This is a genomic window from Rhizobium sp. 0TCS1.26 (genome assembly GCF_050455525.1).
Classification (GTDB): domain Bacteria; phylum Pseudomonadota; class Alphaproteobacteria; order Rhizobiales; family Rhizobiaceae; genus Neorhizobium.
Map to the genome: position 1 here is coordinate 11,626 of NZ_JBCIYV010000001.1, position 13,636 is coordinate 25,261.

The window sequence follows — 13,636 nt, forward strand, 5'->3', positions numbered from 1 at the left end:
CCCCTTAGTGTTTATGTCCGGTGTCGAGGTGCCGTTCCATGAACAGCGAGTAGCGCGACATGCCGAAGCAGAAAATCCAGAATACGAATCCGGCGAACACGTAACCGGTGACCGGTGTCACCGGCGTCGCCCAGTTCGCGTCCGACTGGTTGAGGTTGACGATGCCCAGAAGGTCGAACATGCCGATGATGGAGACCAGCGAGGTATCCTTGAACAGCCCGATGAAGGTGTTGACGATACCCGGGATGACCAGCTTCAGGGCCTGCGGCAGGACGATCAGCCGGGTCTTCTGCCAGTAGTTCAGGCCGAGCGAGTCCGCACCTTCGTATTGTCCCTTGGGGATCGCCTGCAGGCCGCCGCGGATGACTTCCGCCATATACGCCGACGAGAACAGCGACACGCCGACCAGCGCCCGCAGGAACTTGTCGAAGGTCCAGCCGTCGGGCAGGAACAGCGGCAGCATGATGCTGGCGAAGAACAGCACGGTGATCAGCGGAATGCCGCGGATCACCTCGATGAAGGTGACGCAGAGCGTCTTGATCACCGGCAGATGCGAGCGTCGTCCGAGCGCCAGCAGGATGCCGAAGGGCAGGGATACCGTGATCCCGAAGAACGACAGGATGAGCGTCACCATCAGCCCGCCCCAGAGCTGCGTCTCGACCACCCGCAGGCCGAAATAGCCGCCGATCAGCAGGAAGAACGCGACGAAGGGCAGGATGATGAACAGCAGCAGCGCGTTCAGCTTCTTGTAGGGAGCCTTCGGGATGAGCATCGGAATGAGCATGACGACGAACATCGCCATGACGAGCATGGGCCGCCACCGTTCGTCAGCCGGATAGCGTCCGAACATGAACTGCTCGAACTTGGCCGAGACGAAGGCCCAGCAGGCACCGGACTGTCCGTCCGGCAGCACGCCGCCCTGGGTAACCGTGGCGCAGGCCGTCCGGTCGGTACCGGTCCAGGCGGCGTCGATGAACAGCCACTGGACGATCGGCGGGATGATATAGGCAAGGAAGGCGATCCCCAACAGCGTGAGGATGGCGTCCTTCGGCGTGGCGAAGAGCTTGGTGCGCAGCCAGTGCGTCAGGCCCGTCTGGCTTGACGGAGCGGCGGACGCTGCGACCATCTCCTTGCGGACGAAAGTCAGATCACGTGTCGACATGTTCATCGCTCCACCAGCGCCATTTTCGCGTTGAACCAGTTCATGACCAGCGCGGTCGTGATGGACAGGGAAAGGTAGATCACCAGCCAGATGGCGACGACCTCGACGGCCTGTCCGGTCTGGTTGAGCATGGTGCCGCCGACCGAGACGATGTCGGCGTAACCGACGGCAACCGCCAGCGACGAGTTCTTCGTCAGGTTGAGGTACTGGCTCGTCAGCGGCGGAATGATGATCCGCATTGCCTGCGGGATGATGATCAGCCGCGTCGTGGTGCTGGGGCGAAGGCCGAGTGCGCTTGCCGCCTCGGTCTGGCCGCCGGCGACGGCCTTGATGCCGCCGCGGACGATTTCGGCGATGAACGATGCCGTATAGAAGGACAGCGCCAGATAGAGAGACAGGAATTCAGGCGCGACGACAGAACCGCCCGACAAATTGAAGCGTCCGGCAATCGGATAGTCGAAGGTCAGCGGCGAGCCGACCGCCAGGAAGGTCGCGAGCGGCAGACCGATGATCAGCAGCGTGCCGGTGATGCCGGTGCGGAACGGCTGGCCGGTGCGGGCCTGGCGCGCCTTCGCCCAGCGATAGATGATAACCGTGATGACGATGCTGACCAGCAGCGCCAGCGGCATCAGCCAGGTTCCTTCGCCCCAGATCGCTTTGGGGAAGAACAGGCCACGATTGTTGAGATAGGAGCCAAACGGCAGGTCGAGCGAATCGCGGGCCTGCGGCAGGATCGTGATGACGCCCTTGTACCAGAAGAAGATGACCAGCAGCGGCGGCAGGTTGCGGAAGATTTCCACGTAGACCTGCGCCAGCTTGGAGATCAGCCAGTTGCTGGAAAGACGCGCGATGCCGACGATGAAGCCGATGATCGAGGCTGTGATTATGCCGGCGATGGCGACCTGCAGCGTGTTGAGGATGCCGACGATCAGCGCCCGGCCATACGTCGAATCGCTGCTGTAGGCGATCAGCGACTGGCCGACGTCGAAGCCGGCGCGGCCCTTGAGGAAGCCGAAGCCCGACGAGATGTTGGATCTCTGGAGGTTGTGGATCGTGTTCGACACGATGATCCACACGAACAGCGCCAGGATGGCGACCGTGAGGACCTGATAGAAAATTCCCCGTACTTTCGGATCATAGAGGAGTGACGTCGTGCCGCCACTTCCGGACCGCTGCGCGCGGAGCCCCTTGCCTGCCATAGGCACATTTCCCTTTTATATGCTCTTTGCGAGCTTATTTTAGTGCGAAGGGAGGCCGAGCCATGCTCCGCCTCCCTCTTTAGTGCTTCAAGAGTGACGCGGATCAGCGAACCGGCGGAGCGTACTGCAGGCCGCCCTTGGTCCAAAGCGCGTTCTGGCCGCGCTCGATCTTGAGCGGCGAGCCGGCGCCGACGTTGCGCTCGAAGGATTCGCCGTAATTGCCGACATTCTTGATGATGTTGTAGGCCCACTCGTTGGTCACGCCGAGGTCGGTACCGATCTTGGTGCCTTCTTCGGAGCCGAGCAGACGCTTGATGTCCGGGTTCGGGCTGTTCTTCTGCTCGTCGACGTTCTTCGACGTGATGCCGAGCTCTTCGGCGTTGACCATGGCGTAATGAACCCAGGTCACCACGTCGAACCACTGGTCGTCACCCTGGCGCACGGCCGGGCCAAGCGGCTCCTTGGAGATGACTTCCGGCAGAACGACGTTCTCGTCCGGAACCTTCATCTTCAGACGGATGGCGTAGAGGCCGGACTGGTCGGTCGTGTAGACGTCGCAACGACCCGAATCGTAGGCCGAAGTTGCGTCGGCTTCCTTTTCGAAGACCACCGGGTTGTACTGCAGGTTGTTCGACTTGAAGTAGTCGGCGAGGTTGAGTTCGGTCGTCGTGCCCTGCTGGACGCAGACTGCGGCGCCGGAAAGCTCGAGAGCCGACTTCACGTTGAGGCTCTTCTTCACGATGAAGCCCTGGCCGTCATAGTAGTTGACGGTGCGGAAGTTGAAGCCGAGCGAAGTGTCGCGGCTGATCGTCCAGGTCGTGTTGCGCGTCAGAACGTCGACTTCGCCCGACTGCAGGGCCGGGAAACGGTCCTTCGACGAAAGCGCGACGTACTTGGCCTTCGACGCGTCGCCGAAGACGGCCGATGCGATGGCGCGGCAGTAATCAACGTCGATGCCCGACCATTCGCCCTTGTCGTCAGGGTTCGAGAAGCCCGGAATGCCGGCGCTGACGCCGCAGGTGACGAAACCCTTCGACTTTACGTCCTGCAGTGTCGCAGCGGAAGCGACGGAAGCCGCTCCCATAACCGCTGCGCCAATTGCGGCCGACAGAATTGCCTTTTTCATTTTTCCCAACCTTTGTCTGTTGCTTTTTATTCGACCCGTAGTCCCGCCGCTCAACCCCGCATGGGGGATGGGCAGGACCGCTCGCTTGAGGCCTCCCGATACGAGCTGGGCCTATCACAGTCGGAAATTTGGGCAGGGGTCAAGTCTTGCACTAAAATTTCGCGCCTTAGATCCGACAAATTGCCGTGCGCTGTTGATATATTGGGCGTAACGCGGTTTTTTGGGCAGTCGCTGCTGAAAGTCTCGACAGTACCTGATGTCACGCACTCGGACCTGTGGACAGAGCGGCCTTCTACAAGGTCTTTAAGGGGTTGACCGGCGCCGGGCGCCGCTTCAGAAATCGGGCTTCGTTACATTTGGAAGCCGCACCCCATGAAAGACAAATCGTCCCTGTTGGCCGCCGCTGGCGACAATACCCGTCTCGCCCATCTCGGTCACGATCCGTCGAGCTTTCACGGCTTCGTCAATCCGCCGGTCGTGCATGCCTCCACCGTGCTGTTTCCCAACAGCCAGGCGATGGTCGACCGCAGCCAGAAATACACCTACGGGACGCGCGGCACGCCGACCACCGATGCGCTGTGCGAGGCTTTGGACGCGCTTGAGGGTTCCGCCGGAACGATCCTCGTGCCTTCGGGGCTGGCCGCCATCACCATTCCCTTCCTCGCCTACCTGTCGTCCGGTGATCACGCGCTGATCGTCGATTCGGTCTACACGCCGTGCCGGCACTTCTGCGACACGATGCTGACGCGCATGGGCGTCGAGGTGGAGTATTACGACCCGCTGATCGGCGCCGGGATCGAGACGCTGATCCGCCCGAACACGCGCCTCGTGCATACGGAGGCACCTGGCTCCAACACCTTCGAAATGCAGGACATTCGCGCCATCGCCGAGGCCGCGCACCGGCACGACTGCGTCGTCACCATGGACAATACCTGGGCGACGCCGCTGTATTTCCGGCCGCTCGATTTCGGCGTCGACGTCTCCATCCACGCGACGACGAAATATCCCTCCGGGCATTCCGACATCATCATGGGATCGGTCTCTGCCAACGAGAAGCACTGGCCGCGCCTGCACGACGCGCAGATCACGCTCGGCACCTGCGGATCGCCGGACGACAGCTATCAGATCCTGCGCGGGCTGCGGACGATGGGCGTGCGGCTGGCACATCACCAGGCAAGTGCGCTGGAGCTGGCGCGCTGGCTGGAGACCCGGCCGGAGGTGGCACGCGTGCTGCACCCGGCGCTCGAAAGCTTTCCGGGCCACGACATCTGGAAACGCGACTTCAAGGGTGCGACCGGCGTCTTCTCGATCGTTCTCAAGGCAGACCACGCGGACCATTTCAAGCCGAAGGCGCATGCCTTCCTCGATGCGCTGTCGATCTTCGGGCTCGGCTATTCCTGGGGCGGCTACGAGAGCTTGGCCGTCCACGTCAACCTCAGCGACCGGCGCATCGCCAAGGCGCCGTCGGAAGGCCCGGTGATCCGTCTGCAGATCGGCCTCGAGGATGTCGCGGATCTGCGCCGGGATATCGAGGCCGGATTTGCCGCAGCGGCATCCGTCTGATCGACAGGTAACGATGCCCGGCGTTCAGACGCCGGGGTCGTAGCCGTAGAGCCAGTCGAGATCCGCCGCCAGCGCCGCCGCCGGGCGAAGCGACAGGACGAGGTCGCGCCCCAGCCTCAGAGGCCCCTTCAGGTGATAGGCGAAGCGGTTGAAGCTGCCGCGGGCGCGGACCTTGGCGACGCGCGGCTTGCGGATCATCTCGTAGTCGACGAGTGCCTGTCCGAGATCGCCACCTGCGGTAATGCGGGCGGCAAGCTCCCATGCGTCCTCGATCGCCATCGCCGCGCCTTGCGCCGCGAACGGCATCATCGCATGCGCGGCATCGCCGATGAGCACCGTGTCGCGACGGTTCTGCCAGGCGCCGTCCCCCACCTCGTAGAGCGGCCAGAACCGCGCATCGGGAGCTCCTGCGAGCATCTCGATGATCTGCGGATGCCAGTGGCGGAACATGTCGAGCGGTAGACGCGTCAGCCCGGTGCTCGCCTGCGCGTCCCAGGTGTGGCCGGGGCTCGAACCCGCAGCAATGGCGACGACATTGTAGCCGCCGGTCTCGGCCAGCGGGTAGCAGACGATGTGCGCCGATGGCCCGAGCAGGGCGGTAACGGCAGTCGGTGACAGGAATGTCGGAGCGTGGCTCGACGCAAGAGTGAACCGCCACGCGATGTTGCCGGAAAATCGGGTGCGCGGTGCCCCCCGGATGCCGTTGCGGGTGGCCGACCACACGCCGTCTGCACCGACGATGACATCCGGTCTGGTGCCAATCAGCGAATCCAGGCTGCCGGCCGATGGCATCTCCAGGCGTTGCCCGAGATGCAGTGTACAGAGCGGCGAGGATGTGACCGCGTCGAGGAGCGCCGCCTGCAGGCTCGACCGATGCAGCACTCCATAGGGAGCGCCCCATCGCTCGCGGGCAAACCGGCCGGCGGGCACAGAGGCGAGGGGCCGCAGGGAGGTGCCGGATGCAAGCGCGATCTGCTCCGGCTCGTTCCAGATCCGTTCGAGCGCCGGAAGAACGTCGAGTCGGCCAAGGATGCGGGCGGCATTCGGCGAGATCTGCAGCCCTGCGCCGGCCTCCACGAGTTGCGGCGCCTGCTCGATCACATGGCAGCGGATGCCGCGGCGCGACAGGGCGAGTGCGGCGGTGAGCCCCGCCATGCCGGCGCCGATGATCGCCGCGTTTCCGACGCGCATATCGGCGGCCGCGTCAGGCTGCCTTGACGTGGAAGGTGCAGCCCGGCGGATTGGTCTCGTCGGCCTTGAGGGTCGGATTGTAGCGATAGAGGGTCGAGCAGTAGGAGCAGACCTTCTCGTTGTCGTCGCCCATGTCGATGTAGATGTGCGGGTGGTCGAACGGCACGTTGGCGCCGGTGCACATGAATTCCTTGACGCCGACCTCGATGAACCGGTGTCCGTCGTCGTTCTGGAAATGGGGAATGCCGTGACCGGCCATGATCGTCTCCAATGCTCTCGTTTTGCGCCGGACATTACAGAGGCGCTCAGTGAAAGTGTAGGGGGAAGACGATGGAGAAGGGCGAAATTTGCGGCGGTGACGGTTCAAGCTTCAACGCGCTTGGCTTATGGTCCGCCGGCAAAAGGAAGACGTCACGATGAATCTCAATGCCCCAGAATTTTCTGCCTTCACTCACCAGGGCCTGTCGCTTGCCTATTTCGACGACGGCAATCCGGCCGGCGATCCGGTCCTGCTGATCCACGGCTTTGCCTCCAACGCCAGCGTCAACTGGGTCTATCCCGGTTGGCTGAAGACGCTCGGTGACGCCGGCTACCGGGTGATCGGTCTCGACAACCGCGGTCACGGAGCAAGCGACAAGCCGCGCGATCCCGAATCCTATCGTCCCTGGGTGATGGCCGAGGATGCCATGGCACTGCTCGATCATCTGCAGATCCCGTCGGCGCATCTGATGGGCTATTCGATGGGCGCGCGGATCTCCACCTTCGCGACGCTTGCGCACTCGGACAGGGTCCGCTCGCTGGTGCTCGGCGGCCTCGGCATCGGCATGACCGATGGTGTCGGCGACTGGGATCCGATCGCGGACGCGCTTCTGGCGCAGGACGCCGACGCAATCACCCATGCGCGTGGAAAAATGTTCCGCACCTTTGCCGACCAGACGAAGAGCGACCGCGCGGCACTGGCGGCCTGCATCCGCGGCTCCCGCGATCTTGTCGCGCGTGCCGACATGGCGCGCATCGAGGCGCCGACGCTGGTGGCCGTCGGCACCAAGGACGACATCGCCGGATCGCCCCAGGAACTCGCAGCCCTGATGCCAAATGCCCGGGCGCTCGACATCCCGAACCGCGATCACATGCTGGCCGTTGGCGACCGGGTGTTCAAGGCAGCCGTGCTGTCGTTCTACGACGAAATCGGCTGACGAAACTGCGCAAGGTTGATGCCCGACCCGCCCAATACGCGCGGGAACGGGCATTCTCCATCATTGGCGTATGCGCAAGATTGTTCTATATAATGAACTCTCCCGAAAACGAGGGTACCGCCATGGTGGCACGCACTGATATTCGGCCGACGGAAGCCCTGGCTTCGATCGATCCGATCTGGGACACGCTGCACGAGGAGGCAAAGCTCGGCGCCGAGCGCGATCCGTTGCTGGCTGCCTTCCTCTATTCGACGGTGCTCAACCACCGCTCGCTCGAGGATTGCGTGATCCACCGGATCTGCGAACGCCTCGACCATCCCGACATGCAGGCCGTGCTGCTGCGCCAGACATTCGAGGAGATGCTCGACGACTGGCCGGAGTGGAGCTCGATCCTGCGCGTCGACATCCAAGCATATTACGACCGCGACCCGGCCTGCATGCGGTTCATCGAGCCGGTGCTCTATTTCAAGGGCTTCCACGCCATCCAGACGCATCGGCTGGCGCACTGGCTGCTGAAGCGCGATCGCCGCGACTTCGCCATGTATCTGCAGAGCCGCTCGTCGAGCGTCTTCCAGACCGACATCAATCCCGCTGCCCGCATCGGCAAGGGCGTCTTCCTCGATCACGCCACCGGCTTCGTCGTTGGCGAGACGGCGGTGATCGGCGACAACGTCTCCATCCTCCACGACGTGACGCTCGGCGGCACCGGCAAGGAGGGCGCCGAGCGTCACCCGAAGATCGGCAATGGCGTGCTGATCGGCGCTGGCGCCAAGATCCTCGGCAATATCGAGATCGGCCATTGTTCGCGCGTCGCGGCGGGCTCGGTGGTGCTGAAGGCGGTCCCCCCGAATACCACGGTTGCCGGCGTGCCGGCCAAGGTGGTTGGCGGCGCCGGCTGTTCGGAGCCCTCGCGATTGATGGACCAGATGCTGCGGTCCGAGGATTGAATCGGCGCGTCCGGGCGCTATCTGGGGCGGACAGACGGTTGGGCGGACTGGCGGGCGAGACGGGCGGGGAAGACGGTTCGCCGTTCTTTACTTTCGCGCTTGTCCCGTGCCAAAAGCCCCCGCAACGCGAACGCTGACGGAGAGACACCAGTGAAAGCCGAAGAAATCAAGAAGCTCGACGCCTATTTCAAGCGGGTCTTCAACCCGACGATGAGCGTCAAGGCACGGCCCCGCAAGGACGATTCCGCCGAAGTCTATGCCGGCGACGAATTTCTCGGCGTCGTCTATGTCGACGATGAGGACAACGAGCTTTCCTACAACTTCTCGATGGCGATCCTCGACGTCGATCTCTGATCCGAACCGAAACTCGGGATCATTTGGAAGGCGGGTTCCTCTGGAGCCCGCCTTTTCTGTTGCTCGCATGCCGCAGCGCCCTAACCGGGAGGCATGACCGCAGTTTCGCCATCGCCGAGGGTGACAGTCGCCGGCTCTAGTTCGCCGGCGGATGCCTGATTCGCAGGGCCGCTGGGGTCCGACGCTTTTCCCGCCTGGAACCAGCCCCGCATGCAATAGTGATTGCGCGTCTCCGCAAGGGGCTTAAAATCACGCGATGACGAACTAAATAAGGGCATCTGATGTTCGGCTTGAACAGGACCCCCAACGGACCGGCCGGACAACTGGGGAATGAAGAAAGATGATCGCACTGCCGATCTTTATGCAAAACGAAAAGGACGCCAACGGAGACAACGCCAATCGCGGCACGTCGGTGATTACCCGCACGCAGCCGAAGACGAAGAAGCCCAGTCTCTACCGCGTCCTGATACTGAATGACGACTACACCCCAATGGACTTCGTCATTCACATTCTGGAGCGTTTTTTTCAGAAGGACCGCGAAGCGGCCACTCGCATCATGCTGCACGTTCACAATCATGGCGTCGGCGAATGTGGGGTCTTTACGTATGAGGTCGCTGAGACCAAGGTGAGTCAGGTCATGGATTTCGCCCGTCAGCACCAACATCCGCTGCAATGTGTCATGGAAAAGAAGTGAGGAACCGACGTGCCAACATTTTCGCCTAGTCTCGAAAAGGCGCTGCATCAGGCACTGACCTTCGCCAACGAGCGGCACCACGAATATGCGACGCTGGAACACCTGCTGCTCGCTCTTCTTGATGATGCCGACGCCGCGGCCGTCATGGGTGCCTGCAACGTCAATCTCGATGTCCTGCGCAAGACCGTGTCGGACTACATCGACAACGAACTTGCCAACCTCGTCACCGGTTACGACGAGGATTCCAAGCCGACATCCGGCTTCCAGCGCGTCATCCAGCGCGCCGTCATCCACGTCCAGTCGTCCGGCCGCGAGGAAGTGACCGGTGCCAACGTGCTTGTCGCGATCTTTGCCGAGCGCGAAAGCCATGCGGCCTTCTTCCTGCAGGAGCAGGAGATGACCCGCTACGACGCGGTCAACTACATCAGCCACGGTATCGGCAAGCGCCCGGGCGCGTCCCAGGTCCGCTCGCCGCGTGGTGCCGAGGAAGGCGAGGCGGAAGCCAAGCCCGGCCGCGACCAGGACGAGGGTTCGGCCAAGAAGCCCCAGGATGCCCTGAAGGCCTACTGCGTCAATCTCAACGAGAAGGCCAAGACCGGCAAGATTGATCCGCTGATCGGTCGTCACTCGGAGGTCAACCGGACCATCCAGGTGCTGTGCCGCCGCTCGAAGAACAATCCGCTCTATGTCGGTGATCCGGGCGTCGGCAAGACGGCGATCGCCGAGGGCCTCGCCAAGCGTATCGTCGAAGGCAAGGTGCCGGAAGCACTCGCCGATGCGACGATCTTCTCGCTCGACATGGGCACGCTGCTCGCCGGGACCCGCTACCGCGGTGATTTCGAGGAGCGGCTGAAGCAGGTCGTCAAGGAACTCGAGGAGTATCCCGGCGCCGTGCTGTTCATCGACGAGATCCATACGGTGATCGGTGCCGGTGCCACCTCCGGCGGCGCCATGGATGCCTCGAACCTGTTGAAGCCGGCCCTGTCTTCGGGCGCCATCCGCTGCATCGGTTCGACCACCTACAAGGAATACCGGCAGTTCTTCGAGAAGGACCGGGCACTCGTTCGGCGCTTCCAGAAGATCGACGTCAACGAGCCGTCCATCGACGATGCGATCGAGATCATGAAGGGCCTGAAGCCCTATTTCGAGGAATACCACAAGCTGCGCTACACCAACGACGCCATCAAGTCGGCGGTGGAGCTGTCGGCCCGCTACATCTCCGACCGCAAGCTGCCGGACAAGGCGATCGACGTGATCGACGAGACCGGTGCGGCGCAGATGCTGCTGCCGGCGTCCAAGCGCCGCAAGCTGATCACCGAGAAGGAGATCGAGGCAACCATCGCCACGATGGCGCGGATCCCGGCCAAGACCGTCTCCAAGGATGATGAGGCTGTTCTCGCCAACCTGGAGAAGGAACTGCGCTCGGTCGTCTATGGCCAGGATACCGCGATCGAAGCCCTCTCGACGGCGATCAAGCTTGCCCGTGCGGGGCTGCGCGAGCCCAACAAGCCGATCGGCTCCTACGTCTTCTCCGGCCCTACCGGCGTCGGCAAGACGGAAGTCGCCAAGCAGCTTGCGACCTCGCTCGGTGTCGAGCTGCTGCGCTTCGACATGTCGGAATACATGGAGCGGCACACGGTCTCGCGCCTGCTCGGTGCACCTCCCGGCTATGTCGGCTTCGACCAGGGCGGTCTCCTGACCGACAGCGTCGATCAGCATCCGCATTCGGTGGTGCTGCTCGACGAGATCGAGAAGGCGCATCCGGACATCTACAACATCCTGTTGCAGGTGATGGACCACGGCTCGCTGACGGATCACAACGGCAAGAAGATCGACTTCCGCAACGTCATCCTGATCATGACCACCAATGCGGGCGCATCGGAAATGGCCAAGGCCGCCATCGGCTTCGGCTCCTCCAAGCGCACCGGCGAAGACGAGGAGGCGCTGAACCGCCTGTTCACGCCGGAGTTCCGCAATCGTCTCGATGCGACCATCCCGTTCGCACCGCTGCCGACGGCCGTCATTCATCAGGTGGTGCAGAAGTTCGTCATGCAGCTGGAAACCCAGCTCTCCGAGCGCAACGTCACCTTCGACCTGCACGAGGATGCGATCGCCTGGCTGGCCGAGAAGGGCTATGACGAACGCATGGGCGCACGGCCCCTGTCGCGCGTCATCCAGGAGCACATCAAGAAGCCGCTCGCCAACGAGATCCTGTTCGGCAAGCTGCGCAAGGGTGGCGTCGTCCGCGTCACCGTCGGCAAGAAGGATGACGGCAAGGATGGGCTGATGCTCGAATGCCTGTCGGAAACCGCGCCGGTGAAGCCGAAGCCGGAAGCCGAGGTCGAGGCTGCCGAAGAGGACAAGCCGGCAACCAAGGCAAAGGCGAAGGTCGCCAAACCGAAGGCGAAGCCCGCCGGCGGCAAGGACAAGGTCGCCAAGGCCAAGGCCGACGATGAAGACGTGCTGACCGAGGAGCCGGTCAAGCCGCGCAAGGGGCAGACCGTTCCGCGGGTGCCGAAGAAGAAGTAAGGCTTTCAGCCCAGATGACGTCGTGCCGGGGATCTTCCCCGGCATCTTTTTGTTCAGCCGTCCGATCGAGGCGGCAAATCCCGGACTGAACAATGCCTGCTGCCGCACCAGACGCGCGTTCCAGCCTCTCCTGGGTTCTTTCGGGCATGCGCGGCGTCTTCACCCTGCCGGCACTGATCCTCATGACATCCTTTGTCGGCTTCAGTGCCTTCGCACTCGAATCCGGCATCACCCGCGACCAGGCGGTGTTCATGACGCTCGCCGTGTGGGCGCTGCCGGCAAAGATGATCCTGATCGGCACGATGGCCGGCGGCGCGCCGCTTGCCGCATCGTTTCTGGCCGTCACCCTGTCGTCGATCCGCATGATGCCGATGGTCGCCTCGATCATGCCGGACATGAAGAACGACCGGAGCCCGACCTGGCTGTTGATCTTCCTGTCGCACTTCGTTGCCATCACCTCCTGGGTGTTTGCCATACAGCATCTGAACGACGTGCCGCGCGACAAGCGGACGGCCTATTTCGGCGGCTTCGCCATCACCCTGACGCTGGTGAATGCGCTGATCGTCGCCGTTTGCTACGGCATCGTCGCGCAGTTTCCGCCGCTGGTGGCGGGCGCCCTGTTCATGCTGACGCCGGTGTATTTCTTCGCCTCGATCTGGGCCTCGGCCCGACATACCGTGGTCAAGCTGGCTTTCGTCGTGGGCGTGGTGATGGGTCCGGCGATGGCGCTGATCGAGCCGGAATTCGACATCCTCTATGCCGGCGTCGGCGGAGGGACGGCAGCCTATTTGATCGACCGGTTCTTTCTGCGCGCACGTCGGAATGCCAAGCCCGCACCGGCATCCGCCGTGGAGGACGCGCTGTGAGCGACGCCTGGTGGTGGACCTACCTCGTCATCGTCGTCGCCGGCTGGCTGGCGACCGATCTCTGGCGCTGGCTGGGGGTGATCGTCGGCAACCGGCTGGATGAGGATTCCGAGGCGTTGCACTGGGTGAGGGCGGTTGCAACCGCCCTGGTCATGGCGGTGACGGCAAAGCTCGTCGTCTTCCCGACCGGCACGCTTGCCGGCTCGCCCCTCTGGCTGCGGCTGGCGGCGCTGGGGATCGGTTTCCTGGCATTTCTGCTGACCGGCCAGAAGGTCGCGGTTGCCGTCGCGACCTCGATGCTGCTGCTTGTCGGCGGCCTTTACGTGCTCGGCTTCTGACCCCGGACGCTCCGGCTGGTCAAAGCTGCCCGGACGCCATCAGGAGGCGAGGGCGGCCCGCAGCTTTTCGGCATGGGCGGCAAGGACGCCCTGATCCTCCATCGTGCCGGAATGCGGCTTCAGCGGCTCGCCTTCGCGCCGCGGGATCACGTGGAAATGCAGGTGGAAGACGGTCTGTCCGGCGGCCGGTTCGTTGAACTGGGCGACCACAACGCCATCAGCCTCGAAGGCCTGCTTGGCAGCCACTGCCAGCTTCTGCACCACCGGAACCATGTTCAGGAGAACGGCGGGATCGGCATCCAGCAGGTTGCGCGACCCGGTCTTCGGGATCACCAGCAGATGGCCCGGCGCCTGCGGCATGACATCCATGAAGGCCAGCGTATGCTCATCTTCGTAAACCTTGTGGGAGGGGATCTCGCCCTTCAGGATTTTGACGAAGATGTTGTTCTCATCATAGGCTTGCGTCGTCAT

14 protein-coding genes are annotated in these 13,636 nt (G+C 63.1%); 8 read left to right on the forward strand and 6 right to left on the reverse strand.

What is annotated here, in order from left to right; genetic code table 11:
* Positions 1 to 4 precede the first annotated feature (4 nt).
* The 3 genes from AAIH46_RS00090 to AAIH46_RS00100 form a co-directional block, all read right to left on the reverse strand.
* Complete coding sequence (locus tag AAIH46_RS00090; protein WP_430303460.1) at positions 5 to 1,162, reverse strand: amino acid ABC transporter permease; 1,158 nt, start codon at positions 1,160 to 1,162, stop codon at positions 5 to 7.
* Positions 1,163 to 1,164: 2 nt separating this feature from the next.
* Positions 1,165 to 2,361 carry an amino acid ABC transporter permease gene (locus tag AAIH46_RS00095; protein ID WP_430303461.1) on the reverse strand — a complete coding sequence of 399 codons (1,197 nt, stop codon included), beginning with the start codon at positions 2,359 to 2,361 and terminating at the stop codon, positions 1,165 to 1,167.
* A 103-nt stretch (positions 2,362 to 2,464) separates the two neighbouring features.
* The gene (locus AAIH46_RS00100; RefSeq protein WP_430303462.1) at positions 2,465 to 3,487 is read right to left on the reverse strand and encodes an amino acid ABC transporter substrate-binding protein; all 1,023 of its coding nucleotides are present in this window, start codon (positions 3,485 to 3,487) and stop codon (positions 2,465 to 2,467) included.
* A gap of 372 nt (positions 3,488 to 3,859) precedes the next feature.
* Here AAIH46_RS00100 and AAIH46_RS00105 point away from each other — a divergent pair, with 372 nt between their 5' ends.
* The gene (locus AAIH46_RS00105; protein WP_430303463.1) at positions 3,860 to 5,050 is read left to right on the forward strand and encodes a cystathionine beta-lyase; all 1,191 of its coding nucleotides are present in this window, start codon (positions 3,860 to 3,862) and stop codon (positions 5,048 to 5,050) included.
* 24 nt (positions 5,051 to 5,074) lie between these two features.
* Here AAIH46_RS00105 and AAIH46_RS00110 read toward each other — a convergent pair whose 3' ends face one another.
* Both AAIH46_RS00110 and AAIH46_RS00115 read right to left on the reverse strand, forming a co-directional pair.
* The gene (locus tag AAIH46_RS00110; RefSeq protein WP_430303464.1) at positions 5,075 to 6,241 is read right to left on the reverse strand and encodes an FAD-dependent oxidoreductase; all 1,167 of its coding nucleotides are present in this window, start codon (positions 6,239 to 6,241) and stop codon (positions 5,075 to 5,077) included.
* Between the two features lie 13 nt (positions 6,242 to 6,254).
* Positions 6,255 to 6,500 (reverse strand): zinc-finger domain-containing protein, encoded by a 246-nt coding sequence (locus tag AAIH46_RS00115; protein ID WP_430303465.1) that lies wholly within the window; start codon positions 6,498 to 6,500, stop codon positions 6,255 to 6,257.
* A gap of 157 nt (positions 6,501 to 6,657) precedes the next feature.
* On the opposite strand from AAIH46_RS00115, the gene AAIH46_RS00120 reads away from it, so the two are divergent.
* From AAIH46_RS00120 to AAIH46_RS00150, 7 genes are all read left to right on the forward strand, one after another.
* Positions 6,658 to 7,437, forward strand: coding sequence for an alpha/beta fold hydrolase (locus AAIH46_RS00120; RefSeq protein WP_430303466.1), 780 nt, complete (start codon positions 6,658 to 6,660; stop codon positions 7,435 to 7,437).
* Positions 7,438 to 7,559: 122 nt separating this feature from the next.
* The gene (gene cysE / locus AAIH46_RS00125) at positions 7,560 to 8,384 is read left to right on the forward strand and encodes a serine O-acetyltransferase (RefSeq protein ID WP_430303467.1); all 825 of its coding nucleotides are present in this window, start codon (positions 7,560 to 7,562) and stop codon (positions 8,382 to 8,384) included.
* A 150-nt stretch (positions 8,385 to 8,534) separates the two neighbouring features.
* On the forward strand, positions 8,535 to 8,738 hold the full coding sequence (locus AAIH46_RS00130) for a DUF3126 family protein (protein WP_430303468.1): 204 nt from the start codon (positions 8,535 to 8,537) through the stop codon (positions 8,736 to 8,738).
* 340 nt (positions 8,739 to 9,078) lie between these two features.
* On the forward strand, positions 9,079 to 9,432 hold the full coding sequence (gene clpS, locus AAIH46_RS00135) for an ATP-dependent Clp protease adapter ClpS (RefSeq protein WP_430303469.1): 354 nt from the start codon (positions 9,079 to 9,081) through the stop codon (positions 9,430 to 9,432).
* Positions 9,433 to 9,441: 9 nt separating this feature from the next.
* Entirely contained in the window at positions 9,442 to 11,961 is a 2,520-nt protein-coding gene (gene clpA / locus AAIH46_RS00140) for an ATP-dependent Clp protease ATP-binding subunit ClpA (RefSeq protein ID WP_430303470.1), read from the forward strand.
* Positions 11,962 to 12,053: 92 nt separating this feature from the next.
* Positions 12,054 to 12,827 (forward strand): AzlC family ABC transporter permease, encoded by a 774-nt coding sequence (locus tag AAIH46_RS00145; protein ID WP_430303471.1) that lies wholly within the window; start codon positions 12,054 to 12,056, stop codon positions 12,825 to 12,827.
* Complete coding sequence (locus tag AAIH46_RS00150; protein WP_430303472.1) at positions 12,824 to 13,165, forward strand: AzlD domain-containing protein; 342 nt, start codon at positions 12,824 to 12,826, stop codon at positions 13,163 to 13,165. The genes AAIH46_RS00145 and AAIH46_RS00150 overlap by 4 nt, the downstream gene beginning before the upstream one ends.
* A 39-nt stretch (positions 13,166 to 13,204) precedes the next feature.
* Here AAIH46_RS00150 and AAIH46_RS00155 read toward each other — a convergent pair whose 3' ends face one another.
* The gene (locus AAIH46_RS00155) at positions 13,205 to 13,636 is read right to left on the reverse strand and encodes an HIT family protein (protein WP_430303473.1); all 432 of its coding nucleotides are present in this window, start codon (positions 13,634 to 13,636) and stop codon (positions 13,205 to 13,207) included.